Raw genomic sequence first — 14,705 nt, forward strand, 5'->3', positions numbered from 1 at the left:
TGATAATCTACCACCTTAGCAAATTTATCATTTTGCTATTGCCAATAATTTATCATTTAGATAAAGTCACTCCATCGAAACGAAACATCGATGCGGAGCAAGAGGCGCCGTGAAGTACTCACCAGGATGGTGAATCAATCGAGCGCTGAAAAGTGCAAACAACCAAGCGAGATAGTTTTGGGGTGTGGTGAAGAGTTCATGGACGGGAATATGTCGCACGTAGAGCGGCGAGGCCAGCTCAATTCACTTAATGATGGTAAGCGGGTCACATTGGGAATCTCACCTACCACACCACCCAAACCATTTCAGGAGGTCATGATGATTAAGCTTCACAACATCAAAGCTAACGCTCGTAGCCGTCGTGACGAGCAGCGCAAAGCGAAGCAGCGGGTATGGGCCACCGCCAATCCATTACTCGTTGGCAGGACGTATCAGGTAGCACCTCAGCGCCTATCGCTCATCAAGCGTGCTGGTTACTCACCGGCACCACTGAAATTTCTCGCCGCCAGCGCTAAAAAGCGGGTGAAGGAATACAAGATGCAAATAATCAGAGCTTCGTACCTGTTCGAATATGAATTTAAACGCAAGCCTCTGACTGAGGGCTCTATCTGCTTGCCAGATGTTGCACGATTCGCAGCCGGGCATCGTAAACCAGTTGAAACAGTAACAGCGAGGTAATCAAGAGATTCCATGACGCCATCTACACTACCTAACAAGCTCTGGCGGGCCGCCTCTCAAGTTAAAAGCTTCGTTGAGAAAATGCCTAATGGTGTTTCATTATCTGTTATACGAGACAAGGTTAGCGCTTATAGCTCCCTTATAAATCATGACAGAAAGAAATTAGTTGAGCACCTCAAGCAACGGGAGAATATTTTAGTTTTTGAAGTAAAGCCCCCTGCAGGCGGCAGGAAAGCAACCTTTTTGCGTCACAAGAAATTCGGGTGGCCAAAGGATATGCCATGCAATCTTGCACCAGAAATAAAGAGCTGCTCCAAATGTCACTTAGAAAAGCCAACCGGTGAGTTCTATAAAAACTCTACAACTTCTGATGGTAAGCAATCTTATTGCATTGAATGCGTAAAGGCCTCGTCAGCAGAAAGGAGTTGGAAAAAAGGCGACTCTTATGCAAAACGCCCCGCCACGACAATAAACGAGATTAATGAAATGGAAATTAAGCCAGCTATTACAGTAAGCCCTACGGCCCTTCGTCAGCAGGCCGAAGAGTTAATTCGCAAGGCTGAAGAAGCGGAGAACGCTGCCAAAAACAATGACCTGTTCAATAAAAAACTACAACCAATTCGTCTTGAGATTCTTCAGGCAATAGCTGGGGCTCAAAAGCTATTCGACCAGCAAATGGATGCCATGGCCTCACTTGAAGTAGCAGCAGCAAAACTCAGAAATCTGACTGCTTAAGGCAGGCCATCGTAAATCATCAGAAACAGCTCGATAAGGAGTGAGTATGGAAGAGTTAATTCAAGAAATTAAAGTGGCTTACAACGAATCGGAAAAGGCTTTCACGCACGAACCAATGAATTTTGATGAACGCATTTTCGCAATGAATTCTTGGTGGGCAGCCGTAACGCCAGAGAAGGTGATGAAGTTGGTAAGGGCACTTGAAAAAGGCGGATATTCAGCACCGCCTGAAGGAGAAGGCGCAGCATGTTCAGGCTCAGCGTCTAGCCTTGGGAAGTTGCCACGACCACCGCAAAGTTTCTGAAACCAAAACATGTGGATGTATGTTTAATGCGTTAGCAATTCCAAAAACCTGTTCCCTGACCTGTAAAGCGTTGAGGTTATTCTCTCCTACATACTCCGCATCAGGAAGCTGATAGCTGACCCCATCATCTCCTGTTATTTCTCTGGAATATCCGTGCTCCTTCATTTTTTCATGAAGCTTGTTATATGTATCCCAATCAGAACCACGCAATTCAACCCGAACTGTGAACATCGGCATTTATAAGACCCTATCTTTGACTGTGGAATAACCAAATTATCAGTTTCCTTTGACTGTGGAAAGCAGGGAAACCACCTCGCCTGACGTGGCTAAAAGCAGGCACTATCCAGTGACTTTACCCTGCGCCTACTCAGCAAGGGCGCATGAATAAAGGCATTAACAACGAGCTGACTTAGGTCGGCTTTTTTTGTACCTAAAAAACAGGAAAACAGAATGAGCAAAGAGAAAGTCATTGCCTATAAGGGTTTCGACAAAAACATGCAGTGCCGTGGATTTCAGTTTGAAATGGGTAAAACCTTTGAGCACACCGGCAAGGTTGAAGCTTGTGGCTCTGGCTTTCATGCCTGTGAAAACCCTCTGGACGTATTCAGTTATTACCCGCCAGGTGAAAGCGTTTATGCCGAAGTTGAATCATCAGGCGAAATTGATCGCGATGGTGACGATAGCAAAATAGCCAGTGCGAAAATCACAATCACTGCTGAAATTTCGATTCATCAAATGGTGGCGAAAGCTGTTGAGTGGATTTGGGGCAAGATTGATAAAACCATTGAACAGACGATCACCAAAGGCAACTGGTCAGCGGCAACTAACACTGGCAACCGGTCAGCGGCAACTAACACTGGCGACCAGTCAGCGGCAACTAACACTGGCAACCGGTCAGCGGCAACTAACACTGGCGACCAGTCAGCGGCAACTAACACTGGCTACCGGTCAGCGGCAACTAACACTGGCAACCGGTCAGCGGCAACTAACACTCGGCTACCGGTCAGCGGCAACTAACACTGGCTACCGGTCAGCGGCAACTAACACTGGCAACCGGTCAGCGGCAACTAACACTGGCGACCAGTCAGCGGCAACTAACACTGGCGACCAGTCAGCGGCAACTAACACTGGCTACCGGTCAGCGGCAACTAACACTGGCTACCGGTCAGCGGCAACTAACACTGGCGACCAGTCAGCGGCCGAAGTGAGTGGATCACAATCTGTGGCAGCATCATTCGGAGAAAGCGGGAAAGCTAAAGCCTCTGCGTCTGGCGCTATCGTGCTGTGCTACAGAAATGACGACGGTGAAATTATTCACATCCGGGCTAGCAAGGTTGGTGACAACGGCATTAAGCCCGACACATGGTACTCGCTGAGTGAAGATGGTGAATTTGAAGAAACAAAAGCCGCCTAGAGCGGTTTTTTGTTACCCCTACCCAAATCAGTATCGGAGCTTATATGTCTTACAACGAAAAGTTTTGGCCTTCATTAACGTTTGGTTGCGTGCTGTTTTGGGTGTTGATGGGATTTCTAACTTTTATTTTTCTGATGTGAGGATCGGATTATGAGCAAAGAAACAGGTGGTCCAGCATTTCCTAGATCAAACAATTTCTCGTCAGGCGGTGGTGGTGGTAACTCTAGCGGCATGACGCTGCGCGATTACCTGGCTGCTAAGGCGATGCAGGCCACTCAATCAAACCCTGAGTGGAATCACTGGAGTACGGAACAACATGCTGTGTATGCATATGGAGTGGCTGACGCCATGCTGGCAGAAAGGAGTAAGCCATGAGTAATTGCAATAATAGGTATTGCATAGGCGGCGTTGAATTTATTCCCTGCTGTTCTGGCATTGAATGTGGCTGTATGGGTCAGCCTGTAGCAGCAAAATACTGCCCCGAATGTAATACAGAAAAGCGCGAACCTACCCACGGAGATGCAATTGAACGCCTCGAATACGTTGAGTGGCTTGACGAATAGCCCCATCCTGCTGCGCATTCACTGAGTGCTCAGCGTGAAAACCCCTCGTTGTTCTGTTTAGCCCTCCAAGTGAGGGCTTCTTTTTGTCTGGAGAAAATCATGAAAGAGTTGCGGTTCTATGGTGCCAGTGACGATCTTTTTGAATGCGACGGCGCCATTCGAGAGGAAATTAGCTGCTTCGATAGTGTTGGTTTATATCACCTGAAATCTGCCGATGGCGAGGTTATGGTGGTCGCACAATATCTTGAAAGCGGTCTATGGAGTATCGGTATATCGCCAGTAAATGAAGGTTTACCAGTACCGTCTTGGCCTTGCTCCTATTCAATTTACAAGCACGGCTACAGCACACTGTTGACCATGCAGGTACCGGACGACACAGAGATTGTGAGCAAAGAAGATTGAATAGCAGCCGCTTAACTAGCGGCTTTTTTTCGCCTGTACATATCCCAAGGAGATCGCCGTGAGCGAGACAACGGAATTATCAGTAATTGAGATTAAGCCGGAACAGGCTCCGGCGATTTATGTTGCCAATGGGCTTGACCAGTATCTTTTGCAGATCCGTGAGTACGCGAGGGAAGCGCCAGACGTTACAACCAAAAAAGGACGTGACCGCATTGGATCACTTGCCCTGCTAGTCGGGAAAAGCAAAAAGCTGATTGAAGAGCCAGGCAGATCTTACCTAAAGCACCTCAAAGAAGCGGTTAAACCAGCAGAGGAAGAGCTGCGCCGCTTTACTCGTGAGTGCGATGCAATTCGTGACGCAATTTTAAAACCCCGCGCAGAGTGGGAAGCCGAGCGGGAACGCATCGCCGCGGCTAAAGCAGCCGAACAAGAGAAGCTGCGTATTGAGGCCGAGCAACTAGCGGCGGCGGAAGTACTGAGGAAGCAGAAGGAAGTAGACCACGAGTTAGCCCTTCTCATGAATACCCAGTTCGACCGTGATGCCGCCGACGCTCAAGCCGAAGCAGAACGCCAGCGCATTGCTCATGAAGAAGAGATTAAGCGTCAGGCGGTCGAGCAGGCCCGAATTGATGCCGAACAGGAGGCAAAGCGTGAACGCGAGGAATCAGCCCAGCGCGAAGCTGCTTTAAAGCTCAAGGTTGAGCAGGAAGAACGGGCGAAAATTGAAGTTGAACAGAAAGCTGAGCGTGAAAAGAAAGAAGCTTCTGAAAAGGTCGAGCGCGATAAGAAAGAGGCGCTGGAACGCGCTGAGCAAGAAAAACAGGACGCTATCGCAGCAGAACAGCGCAAGCAGCAGGAAGCTGAACAGCGCCGACTGGCAGAAGAAAAGCGCATCAAGGATGAAGCCGACAAACGCGCTGCCAATATCGAACATCAAAAAAACATCAACCACCAAGTGATCGCAATTCTCACCAAGTCGGGTATTTCAACCGAATGCGCTCAGGATTGTGTGATTGCCATCGTTAAGCACCAAAGAGAAGCGGCCGCATCCGGCCAGCACCCGCCCGTTCAAATCAACTATTAGCAATCTGGAGTATCCCATGCAAACAACGCAACTTGCAGGGTGGCCTTGCGTGGGCTGCTCTGAATCACTGCTCGACATCATCTTTCGTAATGCCAAAGACGCGGCTAAGCGCATTTGGAAAACACTTCAGCAGAAAGGTGAGCCATGAACATCAAGCGCGCAATACAGCTTTTAGCCGCCTTGGCTATAGAGAAGCACGACAACGATTTATTCAGCGTTGCGCACTGCCTATTTAATCAACGGGAGGCTTCAAAATGACACTTGCAGTATCAATTAAAGAAAGCGAGGAAAAGCGCAAGGGGCATCTACAAGACGCGCTGTACTTTCGCAGAAATCGACTGACTAAAGCAAAGCAAACGGCATTAATGCGAGCAAAGATTGAAAAGATGAATCAGCAGTATTTCTTGGGCGAACAACCATTCTGAGGTGTTATGTGAGCATAGCAACATTAATACTTGGTGAGTCAGGAACAGGTAAGTCAACCAGCCTGCGCAACCTAAATCCAGAAAATACCTTGCTAATACAGTGCATAAGTAAATCACTGCCCTTTCGGTCACCTGACTGGAAAACTTTCACCACAGAAAACCCAAAAGGTAACGTTTTCCGAACCGATAAATCAGCAGATATTCTGCAAATCATCAAAAAAACCAAAAGAGATATCATCGTTATTGATGATTATCAGGCGGTCATGGTTAACGAGTTGATGGAGCGTTCTGGTGAGCGTGGGTATGACAAGTTTACTGACATTGGGAAAAATGCATGGAACGTATTCAATGCAGCCGGATCGCTCGCTGAGAATAAGCGAGTCTACATTATGGCGCACACTCAAACTGACGATTTCGGCAGCACGCGGATGAAAACAGTAGGAAAAATGGTTGATCAAACCATAGTCCCTGAGGGCTATTTCACTATAGTTCTGCGTACCCACGTACAGAATGGTAGCTATCAGTTTTCCACCCAAACAAACGGTCAGGACTGCTGTAAAAGCCCGATGGGAATGTTCACAGACCTTTTGGTAAATAATGACTTATCTCTTGTTGATGGAGTTATTAGCGACTACTACGGTATCAATAAAATAGAGGACAAAGCATGAGCAATGTAATTTTTACATACAACCAAGAGCAGGCGCTTTCTGCGGGGCAAAGTGGTTTTATAAACGAGTCTGGCGCTTACATCTTCACCATCACCGAAGCTAAGTGCATGACCAGTTCTGGCGGTGCGAAATCTATTGAATTCTCTGTTGAAGCTGATGACGGGCGTAAGGCGAACTACCTGAATGTCTATACGGAGAAAAAAGATAAGACACCAAACCAGTTCGGCATCAACATGATAAACGCCATCATGGGCTGCACATCAGTAAATTCACTGACCATGGTAATGAAAGATATTAATACCCATTTGGTTCCAGAGCTTATAGGTAAGAGGGTTGGTTTTGTTCTGCAAAAAACGCTCAAGAGTAAACAGGATGGCTCTGATACTTATAATTTCGACATCCGCATTCCGTTTATTGCCCAGACCAATCAGACTCTACAAGAAAAAATTGACGGTAAGCCTGCAGAAACCATTGCGAAAATAGCATCTACCCTAAAAGACAAAGACGAGCGTAAGCAGGGGAATAATCACCAACCTCAGCATTCAGGTGGATATCCGGGTGATGATCAGTTCTTCAATCAATACGATAACATCTAAATTTTAGGGTAATCATCATGACGCCAGTCGGAATACTGGCACTCCTCCGTAAGCACCCCGATGCAAATATCACCTTCTTCCAGCGCAATTCAACCAGCGCTGGGCGTTCTGGTGGGCGCTTGTCTGGCGGTGCGACAGTGGGGTGCACAATTAACTACACAAACCCCAACTATGCGGGTTGGGGTCGCCTCATGGAAGAGGAATCAATTTTCATTCAAATAGTCTATGTGCAGCAAATTCAGCACCTGCTTACGGAAGAGAAATGGAGTATTCCACACCTCAAGGCTGAGGGGACTATCTATCGGTTGAAGCCTGAATATTTTGCACATGACCGCCCCGCTTATTTCACCACTCAACAGCAGTTGGATCAGTGGCATGAGGAGTGTCGCCAGTTAATCAGCTAGAAGCTTGCCGCCTAACCCTCTCAAGTAAGGAATAAATCATGACCCGCGAGGTTGTTTGTGATTACTGCGGCAAGACTGCTGCATTCGTAACCGGTAGAAAGATTTACCCGCACCGCCCTGACCTATCCTTACTCCATTTTTATCAGTGTGAACCATGCAAAGCATATGTCGGTTGCCATAAAGGCAGTAATGGCGTTCCTCTTGGTCGCCTGGCTAATGCTGAGCTACGAGCAGCTAAAAGCAAAGCCCATGCTGCCTTTGACCCAATTTGGAAGGGTCGTTCCATGAGTCGCGGTAGCGCATATTCATGGCTCGCTAAATCTCTCGGCATTCCTCAGCAGGAGTGCCATATCGGAATGTTTAATATCGAAATGTGCGAGCAGGTTGTCATTGCCTGCGAGCTGAGGGCTCAATCATGACCATTCAAATATTCAAAGGCGTAAAGAATCAAGAGCTGGTTCTTAAGTCGGACTATGACGCAGTAGCTGAGATGGCGGGAGCCGCTGAAATTCTGGCTGAGTTGCTGAAGGCATCAAAGGCTGACTGCGGCTCCCTGCAACGCCGATACGACGACTTAGCAGCAATGTTCGACACGGTGAATGCGGCGTCGAAAGCGAAAGATGTGCGTATTGCTGAGTTGGAGGAAGTTGAAGAACAGCTTATTAGCATGGAAGGAATAGCATCCCTTGCAGTCCAAAAATACAACGAATTAAAGGCCGAGATTGCAGAGATGCGTGGTGCTGCGGTGGCTGTGGCCTATATGCACCATAGCGGGCAAGTGGTTACAAGAGCGGAGTGTTGCGACGATAAAACTTTCGCCATTTGCTGCAAGGTAGAGACGCCACTATTCACCCACCCTGCGCCGCCTGTCGTGGTGCTGCCGATTCGCGCCGAGCACGCCGAATGGTCTCAGGCCACGTTCGGTAATGTCGGTCCAGTCGGGCCGCTAAAGCATCTATCCAAAGAGGCTATCGAAGCCGCCGAAGCGCCAGAGGATTTATCCGAGTGGGCCGATATGCAATTCCTATTATGGGATGCCCAGCGCCGCGCCGGTATCACTGACTCGCAGATTGAGCAGGCAATGATCGAGAAGTTGGCAATCAATAAGGCGCGTTCATGGCCTGAGCCAAAGGACGGTGAGCCACGCCTGCATGTTAAGCAGCCTAAATGGCCGCGTATCTAGTTAGTTACAATCGTCAGAAATTTTTACCAACGCCGCATTTAAGACTTCATCGTTATCTGAAGAAAACACAGCGTTTCCTTTCACAGGCTTACCATATTTCAACATGCCACTAGTTAATTTTTCATCAACAGTGTCAAGATTGAACTCTTTATTGTCCTTGGAATAAGCCTTTAAGCAAAGCTTTGATATATCAACACTTTCTCCTGATAAATTTGCTAAGACGACCTCGAAGGTTTTTGTATAGGCGTTTTTACTTCCAATAGATACAGAACCTTGAGATTCTTGTGTGGAATACACCCCAATATTATCGAGCGTCGTAGCATTTGCCCCAACACAAATGCTACTCAGAGCCAGAGATAAAACAATAGTATAAACCTTCATATCAATTCCCTTTTTTAGGTCAATAATCTTTGCCGTACATGTTAATAAAGCAGATTCATCATGATTGTACACTGTACATACTGAATAATCACTTTATGGACAATTTCACTTCACCAGTTTTGCGGATTTTCTGGGTGTTGATCGAGAGTAATGAATGATGAGTAAATATTGTTACGCTATTTCTGTTTTTACTTGTTCAGGTGATAATGGTTTCCTAATTAAACATGGCAAGTGCATTCTTGATTTAACTCCTGAATTATCCCGGCGCTACACTCCCCCCAACAAGGAGGAATCATGTCAAAGAATCTCGCCAATTTACCCAAAGAAGAAATGGAAAAAATCAACGTTGATAAAGCAGCGGGTGTTGTCGCGTTCAAAGAGCGCTACAGCGTGCCAGTTGTCGCTGAAATCGTTGCTCGGGAGCAGCCGGAGCATTTGCGCCAGTACTTCATGGAGAGGCTTTCACATTATCGAAGCATGAAGGACAGTCTTGGCAAAATGGACCCTCCGCCACCAAATCCATAATTAATGCCTGTATCTAACGAACCTCGCAAATGCGGGGTTTTTTATTGCCAAAAATCGAGGGCAACCCTATGCGAATAACTGTTAATGCTCCAGACAAGGAATGTGCTGGGGTTGCGATGTCTTGTGCTCAGGATTTTATAGCCAAGAAAAAAGACGACGACGGAACGTCTGATGGCTGGGGGTATCTGCCGAAGGGATTCAACGTTTACGTGGTGAAAAAGAAGAATGGGAACATCTCCGCCACCTGCCACCGAGCACCAATCAAAATTCAGGAGGCCGCATAATGGCTGATGTAGCAGACGACGCAGCAAAAGAATTTGAACAACACTTAACCGCGGCTATCGCGAACCGCGCCAAACCGGAACCACCCTCACCTGTTTGCAGGAACGGCGACTGCGGTGAGCCCTCAGTCGGCAAGTCCAGTTATTGCTGCAGTGAATGCCGGGAAGATGCGGAGAAGGTTGAACGGGCTAAGCAGCAAAGGAAGGCAGCATGAGCTATCAACTTATCTACGCCGATCCGCCCTGGCATTACGATAACGTAATCAGCAATGGGGCTGCTGGTAATCACTACGGCACCCTAACGCTCACTGATCTTATGCGCCTGCCGGTCTGGTCAATTGCCGCCGATAACGCTGTGCTGGCGATGTGGTACACCGGCACTCACAATGCCGAGGCAGTCAAGCTTGCTGAGGCGTGGGGCTTTAAAGTTAAAACGATGAAAGGTTTCACCTGGGTGAAGCTGAACCAGCTGGCTGAGCAGCATATCAATAAAGCACTGGAAGCCGGTCAGGTTGAGGATTTTTATGATTTCCTCGATCTGCTGAATACGCAGACGCGCATGAATGGCGGGAACTACACCCGAGCAAATAGCGAGGACCTGCTGATCGCGGTGCGCGGTGCGGGTCTGGAAAGGCAAAACGCCAGCCAGAAGCAAGTGATCTACTCCCCTCTTGGAGAGCACAGCGAGAAGCCTTGGGAGGCGAGGCACCGGCTTGAGCTGCTTTACGGTGATGTGTCACGCATTGAGTTTTTTGCCAGACAGGAAGTACCTGGTTGGGACACGTGGGGGGATGAATCACCAGTCAGCAGCATTCAAATTTCACCGGCTAACTTTCAACAAACAGCGCAGCCAGTCGAGGTTAAAGCGGAGTAATCCATGACACCCGAAGAGACCGACAACGCCGCCCGCGCAATAGCAAAGAAACTCATCACAGAACTCAACAGCAAATCAAACAAACTCACCTTCCGCCAACTCCTCGATAAATACGCCAGCCAGGCTAAGCCGTTCTGCCCTAAAAAGCATGAGCCTTGGCTCTGGCTATGCGTCATCGTGCATAGAGTAGTGGAAGGTAAATAGAAGAGGTAAATTATCATGAGAGAACTAAAACACGATTCCCTGATTACTATGAAGGATATGACGGAGGATTCAGGCTTTACCGCAAAATACTTCTATTCTCAAATCAAGGGGGGTAGACTCCCAGAGCCAACAAAATTCGGCCATCATTCCCGCTGGCTATATTCCGATTATCAAGATTGGAAATCGAGCTACTTCCCCTCCTTAAAAAAAGCCTCTTGATGACCTTTGCGGGTATAAATGCGGGTATAATTCTTCAATCAATCTTAAAAATCCTTTCATATAAGTCCCTTACCTACCCTGTTTGATGTCTGTAGGGGACACCAATAACTCATTACCTCCTGATACCCAATCAAACCAAAACCATTGCAGTACTTAGCAAAACCCCTTTAAATCAGCACCGCCGTCAAGAAACAGTTCGCCACAGTTCTTACTAGTGTGTTGACAGCCACCCTTTGCTGGGTAAAAACTGGGTAAATAATTTTACCCAGTTTTTACCCATGTTGGCCGTAAAGCAGGTCGAAGCTGCAAAGCCTCAGAAAAAACCCTACCACCTTTTAGATGGCAATAGCCTCTATCTATACATCCCAGTTTCCGGCAAAAAAGTTTGGCAGTTGAGATTTTTTTGGCAGGTAAAGAAAAGGTAATGACAGTGGGTAAATACCCATTCATTTCATTGCAGGAAGCAAGGGAAAAATCCTTCCTTGCTCGCAAGGAAATATCCGAAGGGATAGATCCAACCAAAAAAAAGAATAAAGTCGATTCTGACGATAGCTTCTCTTTCATATTCCGTGAGTGGTTCGACCATAAGAAAAAGTCTGGTCGCTGGTCTATGCAAATGAATCAGAAAGGATCTTTATGGAGGACGTTTTGCCCATTACAGGCTCGATGAAAATAACGGAAATCGAGCCAGTAATGTTGTAGCTTCAGAATTCATGCTATAAGTTATATTTAACATTCCATGCACTTTATTCCGCTACCCAGATCTAAAATAGTTCGCCAACTGTTCTTTCTCAACCATAACTGATGGAGAATAATAGCCTATGTCAAGCACTGATCCTTACGAGTTGGAAACCAAGATAATGGCAGGTCTGAAAGGATTTTTTGGCCCTGGAGATGTCTCGCCAACAACACATTCTAGCCCACCGAAGAGTAAATCAGTTCGATCACTCCTTATCCACTTTGCCAACTACACGAGCTTAAATCTCGCAATTAATAACGTAGAAGGCCCATTCGGGCGTTACGCTCCTAATACCAGCAAACTCTTCGAATATAGCGGAAAAGGGGGTTATGTTCAGTGGCTAGCTGAAATCGACCACGACGATACTTTAATCATCTCTATGGACTTTTTTCTCCAGGCAACTCCCTATTCGCCTCATGTTGATGAGACAACAATTCCATTTAACCTGAATGCTTATGTTGAAGGTAGGAAAGCAGAAGCAGACTTGTCATGGCTCGACGGTAATACTTTTGAGCAAGTCATAGATGGCAAAGAAATAAGGCTGAGCCACACCATTATTTATCCAGATTCTAATGGACGCGCTATCCTTAATGCCAAGATAGAGCAAGTAGGATATGACGGATAACGCGGCTCAATAACAAGCAGATATTTAGTAAAACATTAGCACCTACCCACCTCGCAAATGCGGGGTTTTCATTGCAAAAGCAAGATTTAATAATGTTATGTTCATAACCCTATTAAAGAAATTACTAGGTCAGACTTATAGCACTCATAAACCCATTTTTTTGGAATTCCTCTGCACCCCTTGTTTTTAGCTATTATTAAATTTAATAATAAAAACATTTCTTAATGAAAAACAATAAATACTGATCACTCAACACCCTTTCTATTAAAGAGAATACTAGGCTCTAAAATTTCTGATGTTTTAAAGATATGATGACTATTTTCAGTAATGGAGAAGTAGAGATCAATAATATTTATCAGCCTTGCATTAATTGGTGTCTAGTGTATTAACAGATAACCTATATAATGAAGTAACATATTTTTGTAACTTAAAAATGGGATCTTAAATGAAGAAAATAACGACTTTGCTGATATTAACGCTAACCTTAGCTTTTGCCTCCAGCGCAATAGCCTGCCCAAGGGGAACTCATCCACATGGTGGTTCGGGATCCCATCATAAAGGTGGAACCTGCTATTAATTAATTTAGCCCGCAAATGTGGGCTTTCACTTATCAGTGGCATTTTATAGTTTAAAATAAACTTTATGTTAGTAACCAAGGTTACTATTAAATAAATTTCACCATTGGTTAATTAATATTTTAAACATAGACATTCTCTTCATTTAAAGAGATCCTGAGATAAGTCAAATTTCTCAGTAAATAAATCACGTATTACCGTTGACGACGACTACTCTCATTTTCACTTACTAGCCTGTTGTTAGGCTTTATTTTCTAAACATGTCGTTTTCAGGGAAGTATAATGATTATTTCACTGGTTGTTCCTGTATATAATGAACAAGACGCAATCCCAATATTTTATAAATCGGTGCGGGAAGAGTTAGCAGAATTTACCATTGAGATAGTGTTTATTAATGATGGGAGCAGTGACGCTACTGAATCTATAATAAATAAGTTAGCCGCCGATGACTATTTAATTAAAGCCCTTAATTTTGTTCGTAATTTTGGTAAAGAAGCTGCTTTAATAGCCGGTCTGGAATCCTCAACCGACGATGCAATCATCCCGATTGATGTTGATTTGCAAGATCCTCTTCACATCATTCCGTTACTAATTGAAGAATGGAAAAAAGGTTTCGACGTTGTTTTGGCAAAAAGAATTGATCGAACATCAGATGGTACGATGAAAAGAGTTTCAGCTGAACTGTTCTATAAACTGCACAATATGATTAGCAAACCCCGAATAGTTGAAAACGTAGGTGATTTTAGACTAATGTCGCGCGAAATAGTCGAAAGAATCAAACTTCTACCTGAAAGAAACGTTTTTATGAAAGGGATATTAAGCTGGGTAGAGGGAGAAGAATCAATAGTTGAATACACACGCATGGCTCGCATCAGTGGAGTTTCTAAATTCAATAGCTGGCGGTTATGGAATCTGGCACTTGAGGGCATTACCAGCTTTTCTACGGTTCCCTTACGAATCTGGACCTATGTCGGCGTCTTTGTTGCCTTTTGCTCGTTAATATATGGGACGTTAATGCTAGTCAAAGAGATCCTTTGGGGAAATGTCGTACCCGGCTACCCTTCTCTAATCGTTTCCATTCTCTTTCTGGGAGGCATACAGTTGATAGGGATTGGGGTATTGGGCGAGTACATTGGCCGTATTTATGTTGAAGTAAAACACCGGCCACGCTTCATACTTAAGAAAACCAAAAAGCCCTGAGTTCTCACCGCAACTGCCGTTAACAAGGATGAGTCATGAAAGAGAGTAATACTGGAACTGCCGAACCATCATTAAAAAAAGTAAAATTTGACCATCTTCGTTTTCATCGCAAGCATCATAAATTATTACCGACTTTTGGCGAGAGCTGGTTTGCTCTCAAGGCTGAAGCTTTCGCTCGTTTTTTTGGTACACCGCTTTTTTTAGGTGGGCAGACTGCAATAGTCATTTTATGGGTGGCGGTTAATGAATTGGGATGGGTTAAATTTGATATCTATCCGTTCATTTTGCTTAATTTGGCATTCAGTTTACAGTCGGCTTATGCCGCGCCGCTGATCCTGCTGGCGCAAACTCGCCAGGCAGAAAGGGACAAAGCCAATGCCGAAGCGGATGCTTTGCACCGAGAAGATCTTGCTCATCTTAACGATCAACGTTTGGAAACGGCTGCCAGGCAGAACGAGCAAATGCTTCATTTACTGCAACAAAACACTGAATTAACTACGTTGACTAAACAGCTTACAGAACGTGTAGAGCACTTGACGATAGAGCTACATAAAAAGTTGATGGAAACAAAAGAGACCTGATTCAGAAATCAGGCCTTTTGGGAGTGCTTAAAATTTTAGCGACGC

General features: G+C 45.6%; 24 protein-coding genes and 2 pseudogenes. 25 read left to right on the forward strand and 1 reads right to left on the reverse strand.

What is annotated here, in order from left to right; genetic code table 11:
• Positions 1 to 315: 315 nt before the first annotated feature.
• The 16 genes and pseudogenes from SPM24T3_RS25490 to SPM24T3_RS25150 form a co-directional block, all read left to right on the forward strand.
• Positions 316 to 678 (forward strand): hypothetical protein, encoded by a 363-nt coding sequence (locus SPM24T3_RS25490; protein ID WP_157135305.1) that lies wholly within the window; start codon positions 316 to 318, stop codon positions 676 to 678.
• Positions 679 to 690: 12 nt separating this feature from the next.
• Complete coding sequence (locus SPM24T3_RS25140; RefSeq protein ID WP_009637406.1) at positions 691 to 1,413, forward strand: hypothetical protein; 723 nt, start codon at positions 691 to 693, stop codon at positions 1,411 to 1,413.
• Between the two features lie 46 nt (positions 1,414 to 1,459).
• The gene (locus tag SPM24T3_RS25145) at positions 1,460 to 1,717 is read left to right on the forward strand and encodes a hypothetical protein (RefSeq protein ID WP_009637407.1); all 258 of its coding nucleotides are present in this window, start codon (positions 1,460 to 1,462) and stop codon (positions 1,715 to 1,717) included.
• 450 nt (positions 1,718 to 2,167) lie between these two features.
• Entirely contained in the window at positions 2,168 to 2,734 is a 567-nt protein-coding gene (locus SPM24T3_RS25925; protein WP_237713060.1) for a hypothetical protein, read from the forward strand.
• A 205-nt stretch (positions 2,735 to 2,939) separates the two neighbouring features.
• Complete coding sequence (locus SPM24T3_RS25930; protein ID WP_237713061.1) at positions 2,940 to 3,131, forward strand: hypothetical protein; 192 nt, start codon at positions 2,940 to 2,942, stop codon at positions 3,129 to 3,131.
• Between the two features lie 150 nt (positions 3,132 to 3,281).
• Positions 3,282 to 3,506: a hypothetical protein gene (locus tag SPM24T3_RS13905; protein ID WP_009637408.1), complete on the forward strand. Its 225-nt coding sequence runs from the start codon at positions 3,282 to 3,284 to the stop codon at positions 3,504 to 3,506.
• Positions 3,503 to 3,694 (forward strand): hypothetical protein, encoded by a 192-nt coding sequence (locus tag SPM24T3_RS25495; protein WP_157135306.1) that lies wholly within the window; start codon positions 3,503 to 3,505, stop codon positions 3,692 to 3,694. The genes SPM24T3_RS13905 and SPM24T3_RS25495 overlap by 4 nt, the downstream gene beginning before the upstream one ends.
• A gap of 99 nt (positions 3,695 to 3,793) precedes the next feature.
• Positions 3,794 to 4,096 (forward strand): hypothetical protein, encoded by a 303-nt coding sequence (locus SPM24T3_RS13910; RefSeq protein WP_009637410.1) that lies wholly within the window; start codon positions 3,794 to 3,796, stop codon positions 4,094 to 4,096.
• A gap of 58 nt (positions 4,097 to 4,154) precedes the next feature.
• Positions 4,155 to 5,180 (forward strand): hypothetical protein, encoded by a 1,026-nt coding sequence (locus SPM24T3_RS13915; protein ID WP_009637411.1) that lies wholly within the window; start codon positions 4,155 to 4,157, stop codon positions 5,178 to 5,180.
• A 16-nt stretch (positions 5,181 to 5,196) separates the two neighbouring features.
• Entirely contained in the window at positions 5,197 to 5,328 is a 132-nt protein-coding gene (locus SPM24T3_RS25305) for a protease FtsH-inhibitory lysogeny factor CIII (protein WP_009637412.1), read from the forward strand.
• 106 nt (positions 5,329 to 5,434) lie between these two features.
• A complete protein-coding gene (locus tag SPM24T3_RS25735) occupies positions 5,435 to 5,605 on the forward strand; it encodes a hypothetical protein (RefSeq protein ID WP_009637414.1) in 171 nt (56 codons plus the stop codon).
• 8 nt (positions 5,606 to 5,613) lie between these two features.
• A complete protein-coding gene (locus SPM24T3_RS13920; RefSeq protein WP_009637415.1) occupies positions 5,614 to 6,273 on the forward strand; it encodes an ATP-binding protein in 660 nt (219 codons plus the stop codon).
• Positions 6,270 to 6,869 (forward strand): hypothetical protein, encoded by a 600-nt coding sequence (locus SPM24T3_RS13925; protein ID WP_009637416.1) that lies wholly within the window; start codon positions 6,270 to 6,272, stop codon positions 6,867 to 6,869. The genes SPM24T3_RS13920 and SPM24T3_RS13925 overlap by 4 nt, the downstream gene beginning before the upstream one ends.
• A gap of 17 nt (positions 6,870 to 6,886) precedes the next feature.
• Positions 6,887 to 7,273 carry a hypothetical protein gene (locus SPM24T3_RS13930; RefSeq protein ID WP_009637417.1) on the forward strand — a complete coding sequence of 129 codons (387 nt, stop codon included), beginning with the start codon at positions 6,887 to 6,889 and terminating at the stop codon, positions 7,271 to 7,273.
• Between the two features lie 38 nt (positions 7,274 to 7,311).
• Complete coding sequence (locus tag SPM24T3_RS13935) at positions 7,312 to 7,692, forward strand: zinc-finger-containing protein (RefSeq protein WP_009637418.1); 381 nt, start codon at positions 7,312 to 7,314, stop codon at positions 7,690 to 7,692.
• A 464-nt stretch (positions 7,693 to 8,156) separates the two neighbouring features.
• Positions 8,157 to 8,447: pseudogene (locus tag SPM24T3_RS25150) on the forward strand (dATP/dGTP pyrophosphohydrolase domain-containing protein); the annotation flags it as partial.
• 9 nt (positions 8,448 to 8,456) lie between these two features.
• On the opposite strand, the gene SPM24T3_RS13945 reads toward SPM24T3_RS25150, so the two are convergent.
• Positions 8,457 to 8,837, reverse strand: coding sequence for a DUF4354 family protein (locus tag SPM24T3_RS13945; protein WP_009637420.1), 381 nt, complete (start codon positions 8,835 to 8,837; stop codon positions 8,457 to 8,459).
• Positions 8,838 to 9,131: 294 nt separating this feature from the next.
• Here SPM24T3_RS13945 and SPM24T3_RS13950 point away from each other — a divergent pair, with 294 nt between their 5' ends.
• The 9 genes and pseudogenes from SPM24T3_RS13950 (at position 9,132) to SPM24T3_RS13995 (ending at position 14,660) form a co-directional block, all read left to right on the forward strand.
• A complete protein-coding gene (locus SPM24T3_RS13950; protein WP_009637421.1) occupies positions 9,132 to 9,362 on the forward strand; it encodes a DNA polymerase III subunit theta in 231 nt (76 codons plus the stop codon).
• Positions 9,363 to 9,430: 68 nt separating this feature from the next.
• A complete protein-coding gene (locus SPM24T3_RS13955) occupies positions 9,431 to 9,646 on the forward strand; it encodes a hypothetical protein (RefSeq protein ID WP_037378567.1) in 216 nt (71 codons plus the stop codon).
• Positions 9,646 to 9,858, forward strand: coding sequence for a hypothetical protein (locus SPM24T3_RS13960; protein ID WP_009637423.1), 213 nt, complete (start codon positions 9,646 to 9,648; stop codon positions 9,856 to 9,858). The genes SPM24T3_RS13955 and SPM24T3_RS13960 overlap by 1 nt, the downstream gene beginning before the upstream one ends.
• Positions 9,855 to 10,517, forward strand: a complete 663-nt coding sequence (locus SPM24T3_RS13965) for an MT-A70 family methyltransferase (RefSeq protein WP_009637424.1) — start codon at positions 9,855 to 9,857, stop codon at positions 10,515 to 10,517. Before SPM24T3_RS13960 ends, SPM24T3_RS13965 begins: the two co-directional genes overlap by 4 nt.
• A gap of 3 nt (positions 10,518 to 10,520) precedes the next feature.
• The gene (locus SPM24T3_RS13970) at positions 10,521 to 10,721 is read left to right on the forward strand and encodes a hypothetical protein (protein ID WP_009637425.1); all 201 of its coding nucleotides are present in this window, start codon (positions 10,521 to 10,523) and stop codon (positions 10,719 to 10,721) included.
• Between the two features lie 497 nt (positions 10,722 to 11,218).
• Positions 11,219 to 11,639: pseudogene (locus tag SPM24T3_RS25500) on the forward strand (tyrosine-type recombinase/integrase); the annotation flags it as partial.
• A 122-nt stretch (positions 11,640 to 11,761) separates the two neighbouring features.
• A complete protein-coding gene (locus tag SPM24T3_RS13985; protein ID WP_009637428.1) occupies positions 11,762 to 12,304 on the forward strand; it encodes a hypothetical protein in 543 nt (180 codons plus the stop codon).
• 857 nt (positions 12,305 to 13,161) lie between these two features.
• Complete coding sequence (locus SPM24T3_RS13990; protein WP_009637429.1) at positions 13,162 to 14,079, forward strand: glycosyltransferase family 2 protein; 918 nt, start codon at positions 13,162 to 13,164, stop codon at positions 14,077 to 14,079.
• Positions 14,080 to 14,114: 35 nt separating this feature from the next.
• Complete coding sequence (locus SPM24T3_RS13995) at positions 14,115 to 14,660, forward strand: DUF1003 domain-containing protein (protein WP_009637430.1); 546 nt, start codon at positions 14,115 to 14,117, stop codon at positions 14,658 to 14,660.
• Positions 14,661 to 14,705 lie beyond the last annotated feature (45 nt).

The sequence above is a fragment of the Serratia sp. M24T3 genome (assembly GCF_000257645.1).
Classification (GTDB): Bacteria; Pseudomonadota; Gammaproteobacteria; order Enterobacterales; family Enterobacteriaceae; genus Rouxiella.

Coding starts and splice junctions, on each gene's coding strand:
- SPM24T3_RS25490 (WP_157135305.1), top strand. CDS start 316: ATGATGATTAAGCTTCACAACATCAAAGCTAACGCTCGTAGCCGTCGT.
- SPM24T3_RS25140 (WP_009637406.1), top strand. CDS start 691: ATGACGCCATCTACACTACCTAACAAGCTCTGGCGGGCCGCCTCTCAA.
- SPM24T3_RS25145 (WP_009637407.1), top strand. CDS start 1,460: ATGGAAGAGTTAATTCAAGAAATTAAAGTGGCTTACAACGAATCGGAA.
- SPM24T3_RS25925 (WP_237713060.1), top strand. CDS start 2,168: ATGAGCAAAGAGAAAGTCATTGCCTATAAGGGTTTCGACAAAAACATG.
- SPM24T3_RS13905 (WP_009637408.1), top strand. CDS start 3,282: ATGAGCAAAGAAACAGGTGGTCCAGCATTTCCTAGATCAAACAATTTC.
- SPM24T3_RS25495 (WP_157135306.1), top strand. CDS start 3,503: ATGAGTAATTGCAATAATAGGTATTGCATAGGCGGCGTTGAATTTATT.
- SPM24T3_RS13910 (WP_009637410.1), top strand. CDS start 3,794: ATGAAAGAGTTGCGGTTCTATGGTGCCAGTGACGATCTTTTTGAATGC.
- SPM24T3_RS25305 (WP_009637412.1), top strand. CDS start 5,197: ATGCAAACAACGCAACTTGCAGGGTGGCCTTGCGTGGGCTGCTCTGAA.
- SPM24T3_RS25735 (WP_009637414.1), top strand. CDS start 5,435: ATGACACTTGCAGTATCAATTAAAGAAAGCGAGGAAAAGCGCAAGGGG.
- SPM24T3_RS13925 (WP_009637416.1), top strand. CDS start 6,270: ATGAGCAATGTAATTTTTACATACAACCAAGAGCAGGCGCTTTCTGCG.
- SPM24T3_RS13930 (WP_009637417.1), top strand. CDS start 6,887: ATGACGCCAGTCGGAATACTGGCACTCCTCCGTAAGCACCCCGATGCA.
- SPM24T3_RS13935 (WP_009637418.1), top strand. CDS start 7,312: ATGACCCGCGAGGTTGTTTGTGATTACTGCGGCAAGACTGCTGCATTC.
- SPM24T3_RS13945 (WP_009637420.1), bottom strand. CDS start 8,837: ATGAAGGTTTATACTATTGTTTTATCTCTGGCTCTGAGTAGCATTTGT.
- SPM24T3_RS13950 (WP_009637421.1), top strand. CDS start 9,132: ATGTCAAAGAATCTCGCCAATTTACCCAAAGAAGAAATGGAAAAAATC.
- SPM24T3_RS13955 (WP_037378567.1), top strand. CDS start 9,431: ATGCGAATAACTGTTAATGCTCCAGACAAGGAATGTGCTGGGGTTGCG.
- SPM24T3_RS13960 (WP_009637423.1), top strand. CDS start 9,646: ATGGCTGATGTAGCAGACGACGCAGCAAAAGAATTTGAACAACACTTA.
- SPM24T3_RS13965 (WP_009637424.1), top strand. CDS start 9,855: ATGAGCTATCAACTTATCTACGCCGATCCGCCCTGGCATTACGATAAC.
- SPM24T3_RS13970 (WP_009637425.1), top strand. CDS start 10,521: ATGACACCCGAAGAGACCGACAACGCCGCCCGCGCAATAGCAAAGAAA.
- SPM24T3_RS13985 (WP_009637428.1), top strand. CDS start 11,762: ATGTCAAGCACTGATCCTTACGAGTTGGAAACCAAGATAATGGCAGGT.
- SPM24T3_RS13990 (WP_009637429.1), top strand. CDS start 13,162: ATGATTATTTCACTGGTTGTTCCTGTATATAATGAACAAGACGCAATC.
- SPM24T3_RS13995 (WP_009637430.1), top strand. CDS start 14,115: ATGAAAGAGAGTAATACTGGAACTGCCGAACCATCATTAAAAAAAGTA.